Origin of the sequence: Shinella zoogloeoides (assembly GCF_003574625.1) — a bacterium.
Taxonomy (GTDB): domain Bacteria; phylum Pseudomonadota; class Alphaproteobacteria; order Rhizobiales; family Rhizobiaceae; genus Shinella; species Shinella zoogloeoides_A.
This window is the reverse complement of record NZ_QNUJ01000005.1, coordinates 57,695-80,022: the sequence shown is the minus strand read 5'-3', so window position 1 is coordinate 80,022 and position 22,328 is coordinate 57,695. Positions and strand designations below refer to the sequence as shown.

Below are 22,328 nucleotides of genomic sequence, written 5' to 3'. Positions count from 1 at the left end.
GAAACGACCTTTCCGGAGAGGAGAACCCCAATGAAGAAATTCGTATTTGCAGCGGCCATCGCGGCGCTCATGGCGTCGACTTCTGCCGCCTTCGCCACCGACGTCACCATCCTGACGCCCTATATCGGCTCGGTGCCGACCAACGAGATGGCGCAGAGCTTCAAGGCGGAGGGTGAGAAGCGCGGCTGGAACGTCACCATCATCGATACCCGCAGCGATTTCGGCCAGCTCGCCTCGCGCATGGAGGACACGATCAACGCCAAGGCCTCGGCCATCGTGCTGGTCTCGACGGATCCGGCGCAGGTCGAGGACCAGGTGGCGCTTGCGGCGAATGCCGGCATCCCTGTCATCTCGCTCGACGGTTCGAAGAACGCGCATGTCGCGGTCAACGTCACCTCCAACAATTTCGATCTCGGCACCCAGCTTTCCGACGCGCTCTTCAAGGCGCTCGGCGGCAAGGGCAATATCGTAAAATTCTTCCATTCGGCGCATCCGGGCGTGCACCAGCGCGAGCTGGCGCTCGACGAGGCCCTGAAGAAGAACCCCGACATCAAGGTCATCGCCGATCATTTCGTGAAGGTGCCGGGGCCGGTGGATGACGGTCGCATCGCGATGGAGAACATCCTTCGCCAGCATGGCGACGAGATCAACGGCGTGTGGGCGGCCTGGGACGATCCGGGCGTCGGCGCGGAGCTGGCGACGGAATCGGAAAAGCCGGATGCAAAGTTCATCATCATGGGCATCGACGGCAGCGAGCAGGCGATCGAGATGATCAAGTCCTGCACGCGCTACAAGGCGACCTTCCGCCAGGACTTCCCGAAGATGGCGGCCGTCGGCGCCGAGCAGCTCGAGAAGATCCTTGGCGGCGGCAAGGCGGACAAGGACGAGCTCTTCGTTCCGGCCGTCATGATCACGCCCGAGACGCTCGGCGTGACCTGCCCGTAACGAAGGATCGCCGGACATGCTGCTTGAGATCAAGGGCCTCGAAAAACGCTTCGGCGGCGCGCGGGCGCTGGCCGGGGCGAACCTTTCCGTGGCCGCCGGCTCGGTGCATGGCCTGCTCGGCGAGAACGGCGCGGGCAAGTCGACGCTGATCAAGACGCTCTCCGGCCTCGTGCGGCCGGACGCCGGCGAAATCCGGGTCGACGGCGAGGCGATCGCGATCAGCAGCGTGCGGGAGGCGGAGGCGCTCGGCTTCCGCTTCATCCACCAGGAACTCAGCCTCGTGCCGCAGTTCGACGCCGTCGAGAACGCCTTCGTCGGCCGGTCCTATCCGAAGCGCGGCCCCTTCATCGACCGCGCCGCCATGCGGCGCGCGGTGGCGGCGACGGCGGCGGCGATCGCGCCGGACCTGCCGCTCGACGTGCCGGCCGGGCGGCTGACCACTGGGCAGAAGCAACTCGTCGAGATCATCCGCGCGCTGATGAACGAGCCGGCGCGGCTGGTCGTGATGGACGAGCCGACGGCCTCGCTTTCCGAAGGCGAGGCGCGGCGGCTGCACGAGGCGGTGCGGGCGCTGGCGGCGCGCGGCGTCGCCGTCATCTACATTTCCCACCGGCTCGACGAGGTGGCCGAGATCTGTGACGCCTTCACGGTGCTGCGCAACGGCGCGACGGCCGGGACCGGTGTCATGCAAGGCGCGACACGGGCCGATCTGGTGCGCATGATGTCCGGCCACGAGGAAATAACCTCCGGTCGTCCCGCCGTGCCCGCCGCCGGCAGGCCGGTGCTGGAGGTTCGCGACCTGCCGTTCGGGCAACGCGGCAACACGCTGTCGCTGATGGTCGGCGAAGGCGAAATCCTCGGCCTCTACGGGCTGGTCGGCGCGGGCCGGTCGTCCTTCATGAAGATGATCTGGGGCGCGCGCCGGACGGAGGGCGGAACGGTCCTCCTCGACGGCCATGTCCTGAAGCCGGGCGACATCCACGCGCGCATCCGCCACGGCGGGGCCTATGTGCCGGAGGATCGCCGGCACGAGGGGCTGGTGACGGCCCGCTCCATCGCGGAGAACCTGGCGATCAGCGACCTTTCGCGGGTGCGGTCCCATCCGGCGCTGCCGGTCACCAGCCGCAGCCGGCTGGCGGCGCGGGCGGAGGATATCCGCACGCAGCTTTCGGTGAAGATGGGCTCGCCCTTCGCCCTGCCGCTGACGCTTTCCGGCGGGAACCAGCAGAAGCTGCTGTTCGGCCGCTGGTTCGGCGGGCGCATCCGCCTGCTCATCCTCGACGAGCCGACACGCGGGGTCGATGTCGGCGCCAAGGCGGAAATCCATGCCATCGTCCGGCGCATCGCCGCTGAGGGCGCGGCCGTGCTGATGACGACCAGCGACATGGATGAACTGCTGGCGCTCTCGCACCGCGTTGCCGTCTTCGCCGATGGCGAGATCACGGCGCGGCTGGAGGGCGAGGCCATCGCGCCGCCGCGCATCATCGACGCCGCATTCCATCACGAGACCAGAAGAGAACCCGCCGCATGACCGGCCTTGTCAGACAATACGGAACGCTCATCGCGCTCATCGCCATCGTCATCGTCTTCTCCATCGCCTCGCCGGGGGCGTTCGGCTCCATGTCGAACCTCGTCAACATCACCCAGCAGATGACGCTGCTCGCCATTGTCGCCATCGGCGCGACTGTCGTGATGGCCGTCGGCGAGTTCGACCTATCGACCGCCTCCATCGTCTCCTTCGGCGGCATCTTCGTCGTCTATCTCTTCAAGCTCGGCGTGCCCGCGCCGCTCGCCTGCCTCCTCGTGCTGGCGGTTGCGGCGCTCTTCGGCGCGGTCTCGGGTTATGTGGTCTCGCGCTTCCAGGTGCTTTCCTTCATCGCGACGCTCGCGACCGGCACCATCATCGGCGGCATCACCTTCTGGGTCTCCGACGGTGCGACGCTGCTCGGCGATATCCCGGCCGGCTTCCGCGACATGGCGCGCGGGCACGTGCTGGGCCTGCCGACGCTGACCTGGTGGCTGATCGCCATCGCGCTCGTCGTCTGGGTCCTGCTCGACAAGCTGGAATTCGGCCGCCGACTCTATGCCATCGGCGGAAACCGCGAGGCGGCGCGGCTGGCGGGCGTCCGGATCGTCTCCAACACGACGGCGGCCTTCGTCGTCTCGGCGGTTCTCTCGGCGCTGGTCGGCATCCTGCTCACAGCCCGCATCGGCAGCGCGAGCCCGACGGGCGGGGGCGGCTATCTGCTGACGGCCTATGCCGCCGTCTTCCTCGGCATGACGGCCTTCCGCGAGGGCGAGGCGAACCTGCCGGGCACGGTGGTCGGCGCGGCGATCATCGCCGTCATCGGCAACGGCCTCACCATTCTCGGCGTCTCGACCTTCCTGCAGGACATCATCACCGGCACGATCATCCTCTCCGCCGTGCTGGTGCGCCGCATCGGCAGGGGGGCGGCATGACGGCGGCGGGCGCGGCAAGAGGGCGGCCGGGGCGCTATGGCCGGTTCGGCGGGCAGTTCGTGGCGCCGGTGCTGCTGCCGGTGCTCGACCGCCTCGAAGCCGCCTTCGATCAGGCCTGGGCGGACCCCATCTTCCGCCGCACCTTCGAGGACCTGCTGGAGCGCTTCGTCGGCCGGCCGACGCCGGTCTTCGAAACGGTGACGCTCGCCTCGGCCAACGGCGGGGCGCGCATCATCCTCAAGCGCGACGACCTGACGTTCAATGGCGGCAACTACGCCAATTCCGCTCTCGGCCAGTGCCTCCTCGCCGTGCGCATGGGGCTCGGCTCGGTGGTCACGGATACCGGCTCCGGCCAGAACGGCGTCGCGGCGGCGGCGGTCGCCGCCCGGCTCGGGCTTTCCTGCACCATCTACATGGGCAGCAGCGATGCGGCGCGGCACGCCGCGACGATCAGGAAGATGCGCGCCTTCGGGGCCGATCTCAGGATCGTGGAGGATGCCGACCGGACCTTGAGCGCGGCGACCTCCGCCGCCATCCGCCACTGGATGGGCAACAGCGCGACGACGGCCTATCTCGCCGGCGCGCCCATCGGCGCCCATCCCTATCCGGCTATGGTCGGCGCCTTCCAGGCGGTGATCGGCCGCGAGACGCGGCTTCAGCTTATCGAGGCCGGCGTGCTGCCGCGCGCCATCGTCTCGGCGGTCGGCGGCGGCTCCTCGACCATCGGCATCTTCTCCGCCTTCGTCGGCGATCCGCAGATCCGGCTCGTCGCGGTCGAGGCCGGCGGCCAGTCCGGCGGGGATGCGCCGCATTCCGCCCGGCTCGGCAAGGGGCGGCGCGGCATCTTCCACGGCGCCGAGACGCTGGTGCTGGCGGATGAACACGGCCAGATCCTGCCGACCGCCTCGATCGCGCCGGGGCTCGCCTATCCCGGCTCGGCGCCGGAGATCGCCGATCTCGTCGAGCGCGGCCGCGTGGAGACCGTCGCCGTCACCGACGAGGAGGCTCGCCAGGCCGTGCTGCGGCTGGCGAAAAGCGAAGGGATCCTCGTCTCGCTGGAGGCGGGCCATGCGGTGGCGGCCGCCGAGCGCATCGCCCGGCTCTACGACCGCAACGACGCCGTCGTCGTCATGGTGGCTTCCGCCGGCGACAAGGACCTCGACGTCATCTGGCCGGAAAGCTGACCATGGCGCGTTCCCCCAACCGCATCGACCGTATGTTCGCGCGCCTCAAGGCGGAGGGCCGCAGCGCCTTCGTCACCTTCACCGTCGCCTGCGATCCGGATTTCACTGGGAGCCTCGAGCGGCTGCGGCTGCTTGTCGGAAACGGCATCGATCTCCTGGAGATCGGCCATCCCTATTCGGACCCCATTCTCGACGGCGCGACGATCCAGACCGCCAACCGGCGGGCGCTCGCGGCGGGCGGCAATCTCTCCCGCACGCTGGACCTCTGCGCCGCCTTCCGGGAAGAGGACGATACGACGCCCATCGTGCTGATGGGCTATGCCAATCCGCTTCTCGCCATGGGCTACGAGGCCTTTGCCGCGCGCGCCGCGGCGGCGGGCGTCGACGGCCTCATTGCCGCCGACCTGCCGCTTCGCGAGGCCGAGCCGCTGCTGAAGGCGCTCGGCAGGCATGGGCTGGTGATGATCCCGCTTGCCGCCCCGTCGCTGCCGGCCGAGGATTTCGTTTCCGCCAGCAAGGGCGTCGGCGGCTTTCTCTATTGCATTCCCGTCGTCGGGCCGACGGGCGGGCCTTCCGCCTCCATCGAGGCGATCTCGGATGCGGTGGCGCGCTGCCGGACGGCCAGCCGCCTGCCCGTCCTCGTCGGCTTCGGCGTCAAGACGCCCGACATGGCGGCGGAAGTCGCGGAAGTCGCGGATGGCGTCATCGTCGCAACGGCCCTCATCGACCGGTTCGAGGCGATGCGCGGGCAAGGGGATGCCGAGGCCTTCCGCCGCACGGCCGCCGGGCTGGTCGGCGGCTACCGGCAGGCCATCGATGGCCGGTAACCGGCTTAGAATGTAGTGACGATTTAGTGTTCCAATTAGGTCAGATTCCATTCCGGTTTTTGAAGGTCACCCATGGATGCAGGTAAGCTGAGCGGTGCTACTTCCACGACACCATTCTCGATGGCGGAGCTGTTGCCGCTACTCCGCCATGGCCGAACGAAGGCATCCTCATGCTTGCGACTGGCGCATCTACAGAAACGAAGCTCATTGAGCGCTTCTTTGCCAAATTCAAACGGTTCCGCCGCATCGCAACGTGATACGACAAGCCGCCCGCCAACTTCCGAGTCTTCGTCCTCATCGCCGCCCATAACCATCTGGATTAGATAGCTAATCGTCAATACAGCCTAACCCACGTCGATCAGGGCGATACCGAGATCGCTGCGGTGCCGGCGGCGCAGCCTGGCCGGCGTTTCGCGCAGCACCACCTCCAGCGTCGGACGCACATGGCCTTCGAGGAAATGCCCGCCCCTCGTGCTGCCGTCGGAAAGGCCGAGCACGACATGCAGGTGAAGGCTCGCCTGGCCGTCGTCATCGAGCGCGACGTCGCCGATGAGGCTCAGCACCTCCGACTGCACCTCCACGGGTATCTTCTTGTAATTCTTCGTCTCGTATTCGAAGAAGGCGATGGTGGCGGCCCGGAAGGCGCCGATGGCGGTGATCGAGGCCGCCGTCACGCCCTCGCGCTTCGCGAACCCGGTCAGGCAGGAAAAGGCCTCGTCCCCTTCATCAAGAACGAGGATGAAGGTGCGCTCGCCCGCATCGCTTGCCAGAAGTTTGTGCTGCATCGTTCGTCTCCCTTCGTGGAAGGGAAAGGCGCGAGAGCCGATCCGGTTCCCGGGCTCAGGACGCCGCGGCCTCCTTCCGGGCGCCCGCCGCCGCGATGGTGGCGAGCGCCGAGCGGATGGCCGAGGGCGACGAGGACTTGGCAAGGGCGCAGGTCGCCGTCGAGAGCGAGCCCACCCGGATCGACTGGCCACCCCGCGCATTGGCAAGCGCGAACATCGATTCGTCCGTCAGGTCGTCGCCGACGGCAACCGGCAGCCGGCCGAGAAAGGGCGGCTGCTCCAGGTAGGAGGCGACCGCCTCGCCCTTGTCGGCCCGCGACGGGCGGATCTCGAAGACCATCTTGCCGGGCTGCAGCACCCAGGCCGGCCCCGCCGCCTCCGCGAAATCGCACATGATCTTTTCCAGCGCGGTGTCGTAGGCCGGCGCCAGCCGGTAATGCGCCGCGACCGCCGCGCCCTTGTCCTCGATCAGCACGCCCTCCATCCAGGCGGTTTCCTCGACCAGCCGGCGCTTGAGCGCGTCGAAGCCGGAGGTCTGCGCGACCGCCGAGGTCGCCCCGTCAGCCGCCCGGAACTCCGCGCCGTGCAGGCCGGCGATCGGAAAGCGATGCGGCGCGAAGAGCCCGTCGGCATAGGAGAGGCTCCGGCCCGTCACCAGCGCCAGCGCGCCGCCGAGGCGGCCCGAGACGGCGGCAAGGTCGACCGGCAGGGACAGGGGAACCTGAATGGCGTCCGGCGTCGTCGCAAGGTCCAGCAACGTTCCGTCGATGTCGAGGAAGAGCGCCCAGCGGTCCGGCTCGTCGATCAGGCGGCGGACGAGGTGGCGGGTCGCCGCATCGGTCGGCTGCAATTTTTCCTGTTCGCTCATGGGTCCTGCAAGTAGATCGCATTTGCCGGGCGGCAAGGGGGTGGCCGGGAACAAGTTTTACCCCGCCGCATTCTCACTTCGCAGTTTGGAACCGAGTGGGAGGCGATATGGGAAAGCAGAGCGCGAAAGCCGAGGAGTACCATCCCGCCATCGCCCACGGGGCGACCGACCTGCCCGCCGTGCGCGTCAGGAGCTGCAATCTGGAGCTGCGCGACCGCAACGGCTTCATCGGCGATCAGGCCAACAAATCCGCCTTCCGCGACGCCATCGACGGCTGGCGCCGGCGCGTGCGCGAAGGCGGCCAAGACCCCCTCGGCGACGTTGCCACGGAGGACCTGTCGAAGAAGGACATCGACGCCCTCCTCAAGGACGAGGCCTCGGATGCCGCCGCCTTGGTGCTCGCCGCGATAGACGATTTCGCCAAGGGCCTTGCCGCCATCCTCGCCCGCTACATGAAGGAGAAGGACTGGCAGGGGACGACGAAGATCGCCGTCGGCGGCGGTTTCAGCGACAGCAGGTCCGGCCTGATGGCGATCGCCCGCACGCAGCTTCTCCTCAATGCCGAGGGCCTGAAGCTGGAACTGGTGCCGATCTCCCATCACCCGGACGAAGCCGGCCTCATCGGCGCGGTGCATCTCATCCCCTCCTGGATGCTGAAGGGCCATGACGCGATCCTCGCCGTCGATATCGGCGGCACGAACATCCGCGCCGGCGTGGTCAAGCTCAACCTCGACGACAAGCCGGATTTCTCCAAGGCGAAGGTCTGGAAATCGGAGCTGTGGCGCCATGCCGACGACGAGCCCCGCCGCACCGCCACCATCGAATATCTCGTCGACATGATCGGGGCACTGATCGGCAAGGCCGAGAAGGCCAAGCTCGCGCTCGCCCCGGTGATCGGCATCGGCTGCCCCGGCATCATCGCGCCGGACGGCGCCATCGCCCGCGGCGGGCAGAACCTTCCGGGCGGCAACTGGGAAAGCACGCATTTCAACCTGCCGGACGCGTTACGCAAGGCGATCCCGGAGATCGCCGGCGAGCCCACCTTCATCATCATGCACAACGATGCGGTCGTGCAGGGGCTTTCGGAGCTGCCGCGCATGGCGGATGTCGACAACTGGGCCGCGGTGACGATCGGCACGGGCCTCGGCAATGCGAGCTTTTCCCGCACCGACGCCTGACACCTATATGTGCTTTGGAGGATCGTCGTTCTCGTCCGGATTGGGGTTGGGTTCCTCGTCGGGCAGGCGGTCGGGCTCCGGCTCCTTGATCGGCGGCGTCGGCTTGTCGATGGGCGGAAGGTCCGGCACCGGCGTCGGACCGGGATTGGGCTCGTTGGGGATGATGGCCATGACGGTCTCCTCTATTCGTCGACATCGCGCGGGACATGGCTGTCGACGCCACGCGCCAGCAAGCCCTCCGCCCGCACGTCCCGCAGCCCCTTCACCCGCCGTAGAAGCCCGATGAGATGGCGCCGGTCGTCCTCGCTGTCGACCGCCCCGTCCAGTTCGGCGACACCGTCCCGGATGGTGATTTCCAGCATGTCGAGATCGACCCGCTCGTCGTCCTCGAGCGTCTGCATGATGCGCGCCTCGAGGTCGTCGGCGGCGATCGCCTCCTCGTTCCCGTCGGAAAACGGCATGGGCGCGCCGTCGACGTCCCGCAGGTCGGGATCGGCCTCGACCTCCACGCCCTTGTTGCCGCGCGCGTCGAAATTGGTCCCCGGCGCGCCGTAGGGCGCGTTCTTCCCGTCGTTCAGGTCGCCGTCATTGTCCGGATAGGGCCAGCCGTCGCGGATGTCGCGCTGTTCGTAATCGCGAAAGTCGTCTTCGCGGGGGGCTTGCTTGCGGCCGTTCATCGTCATCTCCGTCGCTTGTTATACCTGAGGAGGTTCGAACCGATCCGCCCGCCCATTGTTCCGCCGTGCCGGAACCATTTGCCGCACGGCCGGTTTCTTCCGCATCGAGACAACCAGGGAGCGCATCATGCCGATCACCTATCATGTCGTGCCGCACGAAGACGGCTGGGCCTACCGGCTGGACGACGTCTTTTCCGAGACATTCCCCAACCATGCCGAAGCGCTCGCGGCCGCCCGCCTTGCGGCCGAACGGCACGAAAGAAGCGACGAGGACCGCTTCATCTCCTATGAGGACGAGGACGGCCGATGGCACAACGAGGTGGCGGCGGGGCGGGACCGGCCGGAGACCGAGGTGGAGGATAGCGCCGAAACGGCGACGGACGACCCGCCGGCCTGACGCTCAGCTTTCGAGAAACGGCCTGATCTTGCGCAGTTCCGCCACGAAGCGGCCGCGCTCCTGCTCGGCATCGGGCCGGCCGCGGCTGCGCAGCAGCGCGGAAGGGTGGACGGTGATCAGCGTCGGCACGCCGCTTTCCGTCTCGACGATGCGGCCGCGATCCGCCGTGACGGCGTGGCGCTTGCCGAGAAGGGCGAAGGTCGCGGTCGCGCCCAGCGCGACGAGGAGCGCCGGCTTCAACCGCTCGATCTCGCCGCCCAGCCACCAGGCGCATTGCCGGACCTCGCCGGTATTCGGCCTTTCATGGATACGCCGCTTGCCGAAGCGCTTGAACTTGAAATGCTTGACCGCATTGGTGAGGTAGCAGGCGGAGCGGTCGATGCCGGCCTCCTCGAGACAGCCGTCGAGGAAGCGCCCGGCCGGGCCGACGAAGGGATGGCCGAGCTGGTCCTCCCGGTCGCCCGGCTGCTCGCCGACGAGAAGCACCCGCGCCCGCTTCGCGCCCTCGCCGAAAACGACCTGAGTCGCCTCGCGATAAAGGTCGCAGCGCCGGCATTCCGCCGCCGCGGCGTGCATCGCCTCGATATCGCCTTGCGCGTGTTCCTGAAAAGCCGGCGCCGGCGTGCTCGCCTTCTTCAGCATGACCGTATTCCCAGCGGATGACTGCCTCCCTTCAATCCGCAAGCCTGCCGGTTGTTCCCCTGAGATTTCGTGGGACTCACGAGGGAAAGAGGCGGGCATATTCCCGCTCGCTTTCGCCATAGGAATTCGCCGCGAAGGCCTGCAGGGCCGCGCGGTTGCGGATGACGATGATGCCGCGCTGGGAATAGATGAAGCCGTTGCCTTCCAGCACATGCAGGGCATTCGTGACGCTCGCCCGCCGGACGGCGAGCATCACCGCCAGGAATTCGTGCGTCAGGGCCAGCCGGTCGCCGTCCACCCGGTCGTGGCACATCAGGATCCAGCGGGCGAGGCGCTCGTCGACATGGTCGATGGCCTGCGAAAGCGCCGTGAAGGCGACCTGGCAGGAAAAGGCCTGCGCCCAGCGCAGCATGACGGACCGGAAGGCAGGCCGCTCCTCGACCTGACTTTGAAAATCCTCCCACCGGATGCGCCAACCGCGCCCGTCCACCTGCATGACCGTGCGGAACGGATTGCGGTCCATCCCGAGGATGGCCGAGGACGGCGACATGCCTTCCCGGCCGATGATGCCGATTTCGGCCTGCTTGCCGGTCGGCGACACCACCACCGTCGAGATGATCCCCGAGCCCGGGAAGTAACAATGGTCGATCGGCGACTGGGGACGGGAGAGTTCCAGCCCCTGCGGCAAGGCCACGTCGGTCATCAGGGGCAGGAGTGCATCGTGCTCCTCCGGGCCGAGCGCCGCCAGAAGCCTGTTCTGCCGCGTCATCGGCCGGCTCCTTTCCGCACCGTCCTTCCGTATCGGGCCCGCTCCGGCCCGGCCGGCAGCGCGCCGACCTCCGCCGTCGCCTGCCATGCCGCCTGCAGCGCCTCGAAAAGCTGGGCATACTGGAAGGCGCTGCGGTCCCAGGAGAAGTCCGCCTTCATCGCCTGCCGCTGCAGGCTCGCCCAGGCCTCCCGGTCTTCGAACGCCTCGCAGGCGCGGCGCACCGCCTCGCGGAAACTGTGCGGCTCGATCGGGTGGAACTGGAACCCCGTGGCGACGGCCCGCGCCATCGCCGCCTCGTTGGCGTCGATGATCGTCTCGGAGAGCCCGCCCGTCCGCCCGACCAGCGGAATGGCGCCGTAGCGCATGGCGTAGAGCTGGGTGAGGCCGCAGGGCTCGAAGCGGGACGGCTGCACCAGCACGTCGCAGCCCGAGACGATGAGATGGGCGAGCTCCTCGCTGTAGCCGATATGCACGGCAACGCGTTCCGGGTGGCGCCGGGCGCAATCCCTGAGCGCGTCCTCTATCGCCGCATCGCCCTGGCCGCAGACGACGAACTGGCCGCCATGCTGCACGACTTCCTCAGCCGCGTCCGGGATCATGTCCGCGCCCTTCTGCCAGGCAAGGCGCGTCAAGGCGGCAAAGAGCGGCCCGCCGGCATCCCCGAGGCCGAAATGCGACAGCATCGCCGCGCGGTTTGCCTGCCGGCGCGGCAGCGAGCGCGCATCGTAGCGGCGGGGAACGAGCGGATCGGAGGACGGATTCCAGATATCGGAATCGATGCCGTTGACGATGCCGTAAAGCGCCGAGCGCCGCGTCTGCAACACGCCGTCGAGCCCCATGCCGAGCTCCGGCGACAGGATTTCCCGCGCATAGGTGGGGCTGACGGTGGTCACCACGTCGGACGAGAGCAGCCCGCCCTTCAGGAAGCCGACGCCGCCGTAATATTCGAGGCATTCGATGCCGAAGGCTGCGTCGGGAAGGCCGAGCCGGCCGGCGATATCGAAGGAGAACTGCCCCTGGAAGGCGAGGTTGTGAACGGTGCAGACCACCGGAAGCGAGCTGCGGAACGCATAGCGCAGATAGACCGGCACGAGCGCCGTCTGCCAGTCGTGGACATGCACGATATCCGCCCGCACCGCCAGCACCTCCCCGAGCGCGAGCCTTGCCCCGGCGAGCGAAAAGGCCGCAAAGCGCAGCCAGTTGTCCGGGTGGTCTCGCCCTTCGCCATCGAGATAGGGGCCACCCGGCCTGTCATAGAGCTCGGGGATTTCGAGCACGAGCAAGTCGAGCCCGTCGGCCTCGGCCCGCGACAGCACCGCATCGTGGCCGAGCAGGCCGTCGAGCCGGGCCACCGGCGACCGCCGGGGCAGATGCTCCAGCACCGCGCGATAGCCCGGCACGAGCGTCGAGACCAGAATGCCGTGGGACCGCAGCGCCTTGGGGAGAGCCCCCGCGACATCCGCCAATCCCCCGGTCTTGATGAGAGGAAAAACCTCGGAAACAGTCGACAGAACGTTCATGGCCCGTCAGGTGACACTCCGCGCGAAGGACGAGAAACGCATCAGCGCCCGGCATCGCTGCCGGGCGCAGGTCCACGGGGAGGATCAAGCGGAAGCGCGAAGCTCGACCGCCACCGACGGCCGCGGCTTGCCACGACGCGCCGACAGCGCCACGCGCTTCAGCGGAAGGGGGACGACGGGAGCCTCGGCCCGCGTGGGCGAGTGTGCCTCCCTCACCCGCTCGGCCGCCATCTGCCAGTGGCGATCATGCTGGCCGTCGGGGCAGCCTTCCGTTTCCCAGATGCGATAGGCTTCGCTGCGAACGAGATCTTCAAAATCGACCATGAGAGCGTCCCTTTTCTGAGCTGATGGCGTCAACGCCCGCCGACTTTTTCTTCTGGACGGCTTGGGGCCGTCATCGTGTGGCGGGAATTTCCTGCAACCCATCAACCGGCCTGTCCGTCGATTGTTCCCGGAAAAAATCGGGTTTGACGAAAATCTTCCCGCCCCGCCTGGGCGACCGGAGGCGGCCCGCCGGGGCCGCCTCCAAGCAGACGGTCAGGCCGCCTTTTTGGCCTTCGCATTGGCCGAAGATTCGGCAAGCTTCGTCAGCTTCTTGTCGGTCGCGGCCTCTTCCTCCAGATTGGCCTGCAGGAGCGGAACCGCCTTGTCGAGGCCGATCTGCTTTGCCCAGGCGATCAGCGTGCCGTAGCGCGCGATCTCGTAATGCTCGACCGCCTGCGCGGAGGAGATGAGGCCCGCATCGAGCGCCGGGGTGGCCTTGAAGCTCTCCATGATCTCCTCGGCCTCGGCGATGATGCCCTGGATCGCCTCGCAGGTCTTGCCGCGGGGCGCCTTGCCGAGGAGTTCGAAGACCTCCTCCAGCCGCTCGATCTGCCCCTGCGTCTCGTCGCGATGATGCAGGAAGCCCTGCTTGCCCTCCTCCGACTGCGCGGCCCGCGCCATCTTGGGCAGCGCCTTCAGGATCTGCTTTTCCGCATAATAGATGTCCTTGAGAGTATCGAGGAACAGATCGTCCAGTGTCTTCTCGGTAGCCATTGATGTCTCCATGGGTATGAGGGAACGGATGCTCGAACTCGGGGGCACGCCCGAATGTTCCACGCGGGATCGGAGACTTCAGATCGGCTTGCTGAGATAGGGAGAACCCCGCACCGCAAAGCGCCACGGCCGGTCCGCCGCCTTGCTGATGCCGATCCGCACGCCGGAGGTGGAGACGGGCGGCTCGACCGGCAGGTCCAGGCGGAAGGGCGGCTCGAAGAGGGAAAGGCCGTTCATCCCGCCGCCGACGGCAAGCGCCTTGCAGAGATTGCCCGGCCCGGCGCAAAGCCGCCGCGTCACGGCGAGCGAGCGCCGCGCCATCATGGTCTCGACGCCTTCCGTCGGCTCCAGGGCGCGCAGCAGCACGGCGCTACCCGGCTCGCAGACAAAATTCAGGCACCAGTGCAGCCCGTAGGAGCGGTAGACATAGGCCCGCCCGGCATCGCCGAACATCGCGGCATTGGAGGGCGTCGGCCCGCGGTGGCTGTGCGAGGCCTCGTCGTCGCGGCGATAGGCCTCGGTTTCCACGATGATGCCGCCGACGCCGTCGACGAGCAACAGCACACCGAGAAGATCGGCCGCGACATCGACGGCATCGCGCGCGAAGAAGGATCGGTTCAGGGTCATGCCATGATCCTAGGACGGCGCCGGCGCAGCGGGCAACGCCCGCAGCCTGGCGGTCCATGGAGAAAAACGGGCGGCCGGGACTCGGGGGAGCCCCGGCGACGGACACGCTTGAGAATCCGCCCGGCCGCAAGGCGGCCGCACCCTCCCGTTTCGGGAAGCCGGAACCTGCCACCGGAGGGGCGGGAGGGAAAGCCGTGCGCGAACCTTTCCCCGCTGCGTACGGGATCGTACAAAGCCGCCATGGTTAGAGAATTTCCAGCAAAAGTGCGAAGCGGTTTTGCGTCCGGAAATGCGACAAAACAAGAGTTAGAGCGTTTTCGCGATTCGGAGAAAAGCGGAAACGCTCTAGAGATCGCGCGACGAGCATTCGTAGAGAACCGCCCCGCTCGACGCTGCGACGCCGGCAAGGTTGACATCGTAGCCCCAGAGGCGGCGGATATGGGAAAGGGTCGCATCCCGGTCCGCCTCCTCCAGCAGAACGCCGTTCTTGACGGTATGCCTCAGCCTCAATTGCCGGTCGCCGAGGAGATCGACGTCGACCACCTCGATATCCGGCCGGTTGGCACCGAGATCGTAGCTGCGGGCGAGCGCCGTGCGCACGGCGGAATAGCCGCGCTCGTCATGGATGGAGGCGACCTCGCAGAACCGGTCGGTGGACCGGTCCGTCAGATGGAACAGGCGGAATTTACGGATCAGCGCCGGGCTCAGATATTGCAGGATGAAGGACTCGTCCCGGTGGTTCTCCCAGGCGTCGAGCAGCGTTCCCCGCCAGTCGCCGTTGCCGGCCATGTCCGGGAACCAGTCCCTGTCCTCCGCCGTCGGCTCTGTGCAGATGCGCTCGATGTCCTGCATCATCGCGAAACCCAGCGCATAGGGATTGATGCCGCCGAAGCGCGGATCGTGGAAGCTCGGCTGGAAGACCACATTGGCGTGGCTCGCCAGCAGCTCCAGCATGGCGCCCTCGCTCATCTTCTTCTGGTCGAAGAGCCGGTTGATGATGAAATAGTGGACGAAGGTCGCGCATCCCTCGTTCATCACCTTGGTCTGGGCCTGCGGATAGAAATACTGCGCGATGACGCGGACGATGCGCAACAGCTCCCGCTGCCACGGCTCCAGGATCAGGCTGTGCTTTTCCAGGAAATAGAGCAGGTTCTCCTCCGGCAGGTTCAGCGCCTTCTTGCGCTCCAGCGCCTCCTCCTCCGCCTCTTCCATATCGGCATTGCCGCCGGCCGTGGGCAGCGTGCGCCAGAGGTCGCTATAGGTCTGCTCCTCGTATTCCAACCGCTCGCGCGCCCGCTCGGTGATCCTTTCGGAGGAAAGCCGCGGCGGGCGGCGGTAGTGGAAGACGCCCTGGTCCATCAGCGCATGGGCCGAATCGAGAATATCCTCCACGGCGGCGGTCCCGTGCCGCTCCTCGCAGCGCGCGACATATTTCTTGGCGAAATCCATGTAGCCGAGGATGGAGCTGGCATCCGTCCACTGGCGGAAGAGATAGTTGTTCTTGAAGAAATGGTTGTGGCCGAAGGCGGCATGCGCGGTGACCAGCGCCTGCATCGGCATCGTGTTCTCCTCCATCAGATAGGTGATGCAGGGATTGGAATTGATGACCAGCTCATAGGCGAGGCCCCGGCGCCCCTTGCGGTAGAGATGGTCCTCGAAGACGAAGCGCTTGCCGAAGGACCAGTGCTGGTACATCAGCGGCATGCCGACGGAGGAATAGGCGTCGAGCATCTGCTCGGAGGAGATGACCTCGATCTGGTTGGGATAGACGTCGAGCCCCATCTCGCCGAGCGCGATGGTCTCGATGGCGTCATAAGCGCGCGAGAGCGTCGCAAAGCTCCATTCGGATCCGTCGAACAGCAGGGAAGAGGCGCCGCGTCTTGCCATATGATCCCCCTAGCGACGAAGCTGGACCGGCTGGCGGGCGAAGAGCTTGCGGAAAACCGGATAGATATCCGCCGGCCGGGCGATGCGCGTCATCTGGAAATGCGGCGCCGCGCCGTCGACGGTGCGATAGGCCCGCCACAGCGAGGTGCCGTTGTCGGTCGAGCCGAAAATCTCGCTCTCCCGCTCGTCGATGATCTCGACATAGGCATAATACTGGCAGAGCTTCATCAGCTCGTCGCGCAGGAGCTGCGCGCAGCGTTCGGAATCGCCCGCCGCATTGTCGCCGTCCGAGGCCTGCGCGGCATAGATGTTCCAGAGGTTCGAGGGATAGCGGTCGAGGATGATGCGCTGCATCTCCTCCAGCGCGGTCGAGACGATCGTGCCGCCGCTCTGGCGGCTGAAGAAGAAAGTCTCCTCGTCCACTTCCCGCGCCTCGTCGGTGTGGCGGATGAAGACGATGTCGATGCGCTCGTAGCGGCGCTTGAGGAAGAGGTGGAGCAGCACGAAGAACCGCTTGGCGAGGTCCTTCTCGCGCTCACCCATCGAGGCGGAGACGTCCATCAGGCAGAACATCACGGCACTGGCATTCGGCATCGGCTGGCGCTCGAAGCGGTTGAAGCGCACGTCGACGGGATCGACATAGGCGATGCGCTTGCGCCGCCGCTCCAGCCTTTCCATCTCCTCGCGCGCCAGCGCCAGCCGGCGGCGCTGCTGCTGCGTCGGATTGGCCTCGCCCTCCAGCGCGGCCATCTCGGCGGCGAGCGTCAGGAACTCCTTCTCGCTCGGCCGGCGAAGTGCGATGCGCCGGCCGAAGCTGTTGCGCATGGTGCGGCCGACATTGATGTTGCTCGGCGTGCCGCTGGTCGTGAAGCCGACCCGGTGGGGCTTGTAGGTCACCGTTTCCTTGAGGTTGAGCTTGACCATGTCGGGCAGCTCCAGATCTTCGAAGAAGAGGTCGAGCACCTCCTCGCGGGAAAGGACGAACAGGAATTCGTCGTCACTCTCGCCACGCCCCGGGCCGCGGCCACCCGCGCCGCCACCGCCTTCCGGCTTTCCCAGCCGGTCGCCGGGCGAGAAGGTTTCGTTTCCGGGCAGCACATAGTCGCGCTGGCCGCTGGCGGGGGAATTCCGGAAGGTCGGTTCGTCGGCGCCGCGCCGCGGCACCGGCACGCCATGGGCGGCATCCACGTCGGCGATCCGGTCGGTCTTCACCTGATCGCGGATCGACCGCTTCAGCTCGTCATGCACCCTTTTCAGGAAACGCTGGCGATTGCCGAGGCTGCGGTCCTTGGGATTGAGCCGGCGATCGATGAAATGCGGCATGGCTCACCCCCCGGGGGGCCGGCATCAGCCGGCCTTGTTGACGCGCATGTACCAGTCGACGAGCCGGCGGACCTGGCGCACGGTATAGCCGCGCTCGGTCATCCGCTGCACGAATTCGGCGTGCTGCTTCTCGGTGGCGCTGTCTTTCTTCGAGCCGAAGCTGATGACCGGCAGGAGGTCCTCCACCTGGCCGAACATGCGCTTTTCGATGACCTCGCGCAGCTTCTCGTAGCTCGTCCAGGAGGGATTGCGCCCGCCGTTGCGGGCGCGGGCGCGCAGGGTGAACTTGACGACCTCGTTGCGGAAATCCTTCGGATTGGCGATGCCCGCGGGTTTCTCGATCTGCGACAGTTCGCTGTCGAGGATCTCGCGGTTGAGGATCTGCCCGGTATCGGGATCCTTGAAGTCCTGATCCTCCAGCCAGGCATCCGCATAGGCGATATAGCGGTCGAAGAGGTTCTGGCCGTATTCGCTGTAGGATTCGAGATAGGCCTTCTGGATCTCGTGGCCGATGAACTCGGCATAGCGGGCCGCCAGTTCCGAGCGGATGAAATCGAGATAATGCGCCTCGACCTCCTTGGGGAACTGCTCGCGCCGGATCGCCTGTTCCAGGATATACATGAGATGGACGGAATCGGCCGCCACCTCCTTGGTGTCGTAGTTGAAGGTCTCCGACAGCACCTTGAAGGCGAAGCGCGTGCTGATGCCCGTCATGCCCTCGTCGACGCCGGCGGCATCGCGGTATTCCTGCAGCGACTTCGCCTTGGGGTCGGTATCCTTGAGGTTCTCGCCGTCATAGACGCGCATCTTGGTGTAGATCGGCGAATTCTCGTGCGGCGCGAGGCGCGTGGCGACGGTGAAGCGGCTGAGATTGGAGAGAACCTCGGGCGCGCAGGGGCTGTCCGCCAGCTCGCTTTCCCGGAGCAGCTTCTCGTAGATCTGCCGCTCTTCCGTCACCCGCAGGCAATAGGGCACCTTCACGACGAGGATGCGGTCGAGGAAAGCCTCGTTGTTCTTGTTATGCTTGAATTGCAGCCATTCGGATTCGTTCGAATGCGCCAGCACGATGCCCTGATAGGGGAAGCCGCCGAAATTCTCCGTGCCGTTGTAGCTGCCTTCCTGCGTGGCCGTCAGCAGCGGGTGCAGCACCTTGATCGGCGCCTTGAACATCTCGACGAATTCGAGGAGGCCCTGCGTCGTGCGGTTGAGGCCGCCGCTGTAGGAATAGGCGTCGGGATCGGCCTGGCTGAAGTTTTCCAGCTGCCGGATATCGACCTTGCCGACCAGCGCCGAGACGTCCTGGTTGTTCTCGTCGCCGGGCTCCGTCTTGGCGATGGCGATCTGGCGCAGGCGCGAGGGCATCAGCTTGACGACGCTGAAGCGCGATATGTCGCCGTCGATCTCGTCCAGCCGCTTCGTCGCCCAGGGCGAGATGAGGCCGGTGAGCCGGCGCTTGGCGATGCCGTATTTTTCTTCGAGGAGATCACCCATGCGCTCGCGGCTGAAGAGACCGAGCGGCGATTCGAAGACGGGGCTGACCTTGCCGTCGATGGCGAGCGTATAGATGGGCTGCTCTTCCATCAGCTTCTTCAGGCGCTCGGCGAGCGACGACTTGCCGCCGCCGACCGGGCCGAGCAGGTAGAGTATCTGCTTGCGCTCCTCGAGCCCTTGCGCGGCATAGCGGAAGTAGCCGACGATCCGCTCGACCGTGTCTTCCATGCCGTAGAAATCGGAGAAGGAGGGGTAGATCTTGATGGTGCGGTTGGCGAAGATCCGCCCGAGCCGCTCGTCCGCGCTGGTATCGATGAGCTGCGGCTCGCCGATGGCGGCCACCATGCGCTCCGGGGCGGTGGCGTATAGGCTCCGGTCCTCGCGGCACGCCAGGAGATATTCCTGGAGGCTCATCTCTTCCCGCGCATTGCTTGCGTAGGTTTCGGAAAAGAGATCGAAAACATCGCTGCCTGTGGTTCTCATGGAACCCTCCTGCACTCGCCGGACGCAATCCCTGCGATTATGAATAGCAACGAATCCGCACCGAATTTTGTTCCCGCGATGACGGACAAAACACAATTTGTTCAACGCGATGCGGATCAGTGAAAGATCAGCATCGCGCCGGCGGCCAGCGCCATCACCCCGGTGGCCGCCCAGCCAACCACAAGAAGCAGCGGAGAAGCGGTGAATTGCTTCATCTGCGCGCTGCGGCTGACGACCATCATCATCGACACCATGATGGGAACGGCGACGAAGCCGTTGATGACGGCGCTCCAGAAAAGCGCCTTGATCGGGTCGATCGGCAGGAACTCCATGACCAGCCCGAAGAGCGTCGCCGCGGCGATGACGGCATAGAAGCCGGCGGCCTGGCCCGGCTTGTTGTCGAGGCCGCATTCCCAGCCGCAGCATTCCGAGGCGCCATAGGCGGCCGAACCGGCGAGCACCGGAATGGAAAGCATGCCCGTGCCGATGATGCCGAGGCTGAACAGCACGAAGGCGAAGTCGCCGGCAATGGGCCGCAAAGCCTCGGCAACATCCGCCGCCGTGCCGATATCCGTCTTGCCGCTCGCATGCAGGGTGGCGGCAGTGCTCATGATGATCGCCACGGCTACGAGCGTGGAGACCGCCATGCCGACGAAGGTATCGAGGCGGATGCGCTTCAATTCGCGCTTCGCCTGGCGCGGCGCGCGCTTCAGCGGCCGGGCATCCTCGTGCTCTTCGATCTCCTCCACCTCCTGGCTGGTCTGCCAGAAGAAGAGATAGGGGCTGATCGTCGTGCCGAGGATCGCAACGATCACGGTGAAGCTGTCGCCGCCCTTGCCGATGGTCGGCACGAACAGGCCATAGGCCGCCGCGCCCCAGTCGACCTTCACGACGAAGAGGACCGCGACATAGGAGAGCAGCACCATGGTCAGCCATTTCAGGTAGCTCGCATAGCGATGGTAGGACACGAAGACCTGCAGCAGCAGGGAAAGGATGGCAAAGCCGATCGCCAGCGGTCGTCCCGGCACACCCGTCGCAAGTTCCGCCGAGGCCCCCATCGCGGCGAGATTGGCGCCGATATTGATCGTATTGGCGGCAAACAGCAGCACGATCAGCAGGAAGACGACCGGCCGGGGCCAGATGCCCCGCAGATTGGCGGCGAGGCCGCAACCCGTGACGCGCCCGATCCGCGCGCTGACGATCTGGATGGCGCACATCAGGGGATAGGAAAGGAGCATCGTCCAGAGCAGGCTGAAGCCGAACTGCGCCCCGGCCTGCGAATAGGTGGCGATCCCGCTCGGATCGTCGTCCGCCGCGCCGGTGATAAGGCCGGGGCCGAGCTGCTTGAGAAGCGGCGGCTTCTCTTTCTCTTCCGGACGTTCCGCTGGATTTTCCGTTGAATCCGCCGAGGACTTCAGGACCGTCTCGCTCATGGGAAAATGCCTTTACCGCACTGCGGCTCCAGACCGCGTGACGGCGGTAACTCCGGCCCCTGAGGGAAGTTCCGACCCTGTAATTTTCGCGGCCCTCGGCGGGAACAATGTGGGACAACGGCAGTTTGTCATGCACTTCCCGCTTGTCGTGAAGTGGTCCCTGGAGCGGCAGACGCCCATCGCGGCGCCTGCCGTTTCACCGTGGAACCTTCCCCGCCGTGAGGTGTTTCACCTCCGTCACAATGAAAATGGCAAGGCCCGTCCTTCGAGACCGGCCGCCTTCACCCAAAAGAATTGGTGCCCCGAGAATGAGCCGTCTGATCGTCGTTTCGAACCGCGTTCCCGTTCCTGACAAGCGGGGCACGGCCCCGGCCGGCGGTTTGGCGGTCGCACTCAAGACGGCGCTGGAAGCACGAGGCGGCCTGTGGCTCGGCTGGTCCGGCCGTTCCTGCGGCGAGGACGAGATCGGACCGCTGACCAGCGTGAAGGAGGGCAATATCGAATATGCCCTGACCGACCTCACCCAGCAGGATGTCGAGGAATACTACCAGGGCTTCGCCAACCGCGTGCTCTGGCCGATCTGCCATTACCGGCTGGACCTCGCCGAATACGGGCGCCGCGAGATGGCGGGCTATTTCCGCGTCAACCGGTTCTTCGCCAGCCGCCTCCTGCCGATGCTGCGGGAGGACGACCTCATCTGGGTTCACGATTACCATCTGATCCCCCTTGCCGCGGAACTGCGCCGGCAGGGCGTGCGCAACCGCATCGGCTTCTTCCTGCATATTCCCTGGCCCGCGCCGGACGTCTTCCTGACCATGCCCGTGCACGAGGAACTGCTGAAGGGCCTGACGGAATATGACGTGATCGGCTTCCAGACCGTTCACGATCGGGAGAACTTCGCCGATTGCCTGGCACGGCAGGGTCTAGGCAAGCGGCTGGGCACGACCCGGTTCATGGTCGGCGAACAGGCCTTCACGGCAAAGCCCTATCCGATCGGCATCGAGACCGACGAATTCGCCGGCATTGCGCGGCGCGCGTCGGAAACCACGCTGCACAGGCGCATGCTGCAGAGCCTCGACGGCAAGGCGCTGATCATCGGCGTCGACCGGCTCGATTATTCCAAGGGCATCACCCAGCGCATCGACGCCTTCGAGACGTTCCTGACGCGCCATCCCGACAGTCAGCGCCACGTGACGCTGCTGCAGATCACGCCGAAATCGCGCTCCGAGGTTCCGGAATACGAGGCGATGCAGCGCACCGTCGCCGAGCAGGCCGGCCGCGTCAACGGTGCCCTCGGCACCGTGGACTGGGTGCCGATCCGTTATGTCAACCGCTCGCTTCGCCGCCCGGCCCTCGCCGGCCTCTACCGCATGGCGAAGCTCGCAATGGTGACTCCCTTGCGCGACGGCATGAACCTGGTGGCGAAGGAATATGTCGCCGCCCAGAATGAGGAAGACCCCGGCGTCCTCCTGCTCTCGCGCTTCGCCGGCGCCGCGCAGGAACTGAAGGAGGCCGTTCTGGTCAATCCCTACGACGTGGAAGGCACGGCCGAAGCCCTCGCGCGGGGCCTTGCCATGCCGCTTGAGGAGCGGCGCCAGCGCTGGCAGGGCATGATGGCGACCCTGCGCGAAAACGACGTCTTCGCCTGGTGCCGCGCCTTCCTCGACGATCTCTCCGGCAACGCCCGCACGACCGCACCGTCGGCCGCGCCCCCGAAGACGGCGGGCTATCGCATGACCCTCGACCCGGAGGGCACCCGCCGGCATCGCCTCTAGGGAGATCAGGCAAATCGCC

General features: G+C 66.4%; 23 protein-coding genes. 8 read left to right on the top strand and 15 right to left on the bottom strand.

The window, feature by feature from the left end:
- The first annotated feature begins 30 nt into the window (after positions 1–30).
- Genes DSD28_RS11155 through trpA form a run of 5 tightly spaced genes read left to right on the top strand, consistent with a single transcriptional unit; the run spans position 31 to position 5,416 of the window.
- On the top strand, positions 31–945 hold the full coding sequence (locus DSD28_RS11155; protein ID WP_245424812.1) for a sugar ABC transporter substrate-binding protein: 915 nt from the start codon (positions 31–33) through the stop codon (positions 943–945).
- Between the two features lie 16 nt (positions 946–961).
- Complete coding sequence (locus DSD28_RS11150) at positions 962–2,476, top strand: sugar ABC transporter ATP-binding protein (protein ID WP_119256478.1); 1,515 nt, start codon at positions 962–964, stop codon at positions 2,474–2,476.
- Positions 2,473–3,405: an ABC transporter permease gene (locus DSD28_RS11145; RefSeq protein ID WP_119256477.1), complete on the top strand. Its 933-nt coding sequence runs from the start codon at positions 2,473–2,475 to the stop codon at positions 3,403–3,405. The genes DSD28_RS11150 and DSD28_RS11145 overlap by 4 nt, the downstream gene beginning before the upstream one ends.
- A complete protein-coding gene (gene trpB, locus DSD28_RS11140) occupies positions 3,402–4,589 on the top strand; it encodes a tryptophan synthase subunit beta (RefSeq protein ID WP_119256476.1) in 1,188 nt (395 codons plus the stop codon). The genes DSD28_RS11145 and trpB overlap by 4 nt, the downstream gene beginning before the upstream one ends.
- 2 nt (positions 4,590–4,591) lie before the next feature.
- On the top strand, positions 4,592–5,416 hold the full coding sequence (trpA, locus tag DSD28_RS11135) for a tryptophan synthase subunit alpha (RefSeq protein WP_119256475.1): 825 nt from the start codon (positions 4,592–4,594) through the stop codon (positions 5,414–5,416).
- A gap of 35 nt (positions 5,417–5,451) precedes the next feature.
- On the opposite strand, the gene DSD28_RS25900 is transcribed toward trpA, so the two are convergent.
- From DSD28_RS25900 to otsB, 3 genes are read right to left on the bottom strand one after another with little or no spacing between them, the layout of a single operon-like run.
- The gene (locus tag DSD28_RS25900; protein WP_162911357.1) at positions 5,452–5,754 is read right to left on the bottom strand and encodes a hypothetical protein; all 303 of its coding nucleotides are present in this window, start codon (positions 5,752–5,754) and stop codon (positions 5,452–5,454) included.
- Between the two features lie 6 nt (positions 5,755–5,760).
- Positions 5,761–6,201 carry a PPC domain-containing DNA-binding protein gene (locus tag DSD28_RS11130; RefSeq protein WP_119256474.1) on the bottom strand — a complete coding sequence of 147 codons (441 nt, stop codon included), beginning with the start codon at positions 6,199–6,201 and terminating at the stop codon, positions 5,761–5,763.
- Between the two features lie 55 nt (positions 6,202–6,256).
- A complete protein-coding gene (gene otsB, locus DSD28_RS11125; protein WP_119256473.1) occupies positions 6,257–7,069 on the bottom strand; it encodes a trehalose-phosphatase in 813 nt (270 codons plus the stop codon).
- A gap of 107 nt (positions 7,070–7,176) precedes the next feature.
- Between otsB and DSD28_RS11120 the strand changes: the two genes are divergently transcribed.
- A complete protein-coding gene (locus DSD28_RS11120) occupies positions 7,177–8,247 on the top strand; it encodes an ROK family protein (protein ID WP_119256472.1) in 1,071 nt (356 codons plus the stop codon).
- Between the two features lie 3 nt (positions 8,248–8,250).
- Here the strand turns inward: DSD28_RS11120 and DSD28_RS25895 are convergent, their stop codons facing one another.
- On the bottom strand, positions 8,251–8,418 hold the full coding sequence (locus DSD28_RS25895; RefSeq protein WP_162911356.1) for a hypothetical protein: 168 nt from the start codon (positions 8,416–8,418) through the stop codon (positions 8,251–8,253).
- An 11-nt stretch (positions 8,419–8,429) separates the two neighbouring features.
- On the bottom strand, positions 8,430–8,924 hold the full coding sequence (locus DSD28_RS11115) for a BON domain-containing protein (RefSeq protein WP_162911355.1): 495 nt from the start codon (positions 8,922–8,924) through the stop codon (positions 8,430–8,432).
- A 124-nt stretch (positions 8,925–9,048) separates the two neighbouring features.
- Between DSD28_RS11115 and DSD28_RS11110 the strand changes: the two genes are divergently transcribed.
- Complete coding sequence (locus DSD28_RS11110; protein ID WP_119256773.1) at positions 9,049–9,321, top strand: DUF2188 domain-containing protein; 273 nt, start codon at positions 9,049–9,051, stop codon at positions 9,319–9,321.
- A gap of 3 nt (positions 9,322–9,324) precedes the next feature.
- Here DSD28_RS11110 and DSD28_RS11105 read toward each other — a convergent pair whose 3' ends face one another.
- The 10 genes from DSD28_RS11105 to DSD28_RS11060 form a co-directional block, all read right to left on the bottom strand.
- The gene (locus DSD28_RS11105; RefSeq protein WP_119256470.1) at positions 9,325–9,963 is read right to left on the bottom strand and encodes a UdgX family uracil-DNA binding protein; all 639 of its coding nucleotides are present in this window, start codon (positions 9,961–9,963) and stop codon (positions 9,325–9,327) included.
- 76 nt (positions 9,964–10,039) lie between these two features.
- Positions 10,040–10,732: a Crp/Fnr family transcriptional regulator gene (locus tag DSD28_RS11100; RefSeq protein WP_119256469.1), complete on the bottom strand. Its 693-nt coding sequence runs from the start codon at positions 10,730–10,732 to the stop codon at positions 10,040–10,042.
- Positions 10,729–12,252 carry a glycogen synthase GlgA gene (glgA, locus tag DSD28_RS11095; RefSeq protein WP_119256468.1) on the bottom strand — a complete coding sequence of 508 codons (1,524 nt, stop codon included), beginning with the start codon at positions 12,250–12,252 and terminating at the stop codon, positions 10,729–10,731. Before glgA ends, DSD28_RS11100 begins: the two co-directional genes overlap by 4 nt.
- Before the next feature lie 84 nt (positions 12,253–12,336).
- A complete protein-coding gene (locus DSD28_RS11090; RefSeq protein ID WP_119256467.1) occupies positions 12,337–12,576 on the bottom strand; it encodes a DUF2934 domain-containing protein in 240 nt (79 codons plus the stop codon).
- Positions 12,577–12,789: 213 nt separating this feature from the next.
- Positions 12,790–13,290: a ferritin-like domain-containing protein gene (locus DSD28_RS11085; protein WP_119256466.1), complete on the bottom strand. Its 501-nt coding sequence runs from the start codon at positions 13,288–13,290 to the stop codon at positions 12,790–12,792.
- A 78-nt stretch (positions 13,291–13,368) separates the two neighbouring features.
- Positions 13,369–13,917 (bottom strand): DNA-3-methyladenine glycosylase, encoded by a 549-nt coding sequence (locus tag DSD28_RS11080; protein WP_119256465.1) that lies wholly within the window; start codon positions 13,915–13,917, stop codon positions 13,369–13,371.
- Positions 13,918–14,262: 345 nt separating this feature from the next.
- Positions 14,263–15,804, bottom strand: a complete 1,542-nt coding sequence (locus DSD28_RS11075; RefSeq protein ID WP_119256464.1) for a SpoVR family protein — start codon at positions 15,802–15,804, stop codon at positions 14,263–14,265.
- A 9-nt stretch (positions 15,805–15,813) separates the two neighbouring features.
- A complete protein-coding gene (locus DSD28_RS11070) occupies positions 15,814–17,127 on the bottom strand; it encodes a YeaH/YhbH family protein (RefSeq protein ID WP_119256463.1) in 1,314 nt (437 codons plus the stop codon).
- A gap of 24 nt (positions 17,128–17,151) precedes the next feature.
- Entirely contained in the window at positions 17,152–19,101 is a 1,950-nt protein-coding gene (locus tag DSD28_RS11065) for a PrkA family serine protein kinase (RefSeq protein WP_119256462.1), read from the bottom strand.
- A 116-nt stretch (positions 19,102–19,217) separates the two neighbouring features.
- Positions 19,218–20,534, bottom strand: coding sequence for an Nramp family divalent metal transporter (locus DSD28_RS11060; RefSeq protein WP_119256461.1), 1,317 nt, complete (start codon positions 20,532–20,534; stop codon positions 19,218–19,220).
- Between the two features lie 308 nt (positions 20,535–20,842).
- On the opposite strand from DSD28_RS11060, the gene otsA reads away from it, so the two are divergent.
- Positions 20,843–22,309: an alpha,alpha-trehalose-phosphate synthase (UDP-forming) gene (gene otsA, locus DSD28_RS11055; protein WP_119256460.1), complete on the top strand. Its 1,467-nt coding sequence runs from the start codon at positions 20,843–20,845 to the stop codon at positions 22,307–22,309.
- The last annotated feature ends 19 nt before the right edge of the window (positions 22,310–22,328 follow it).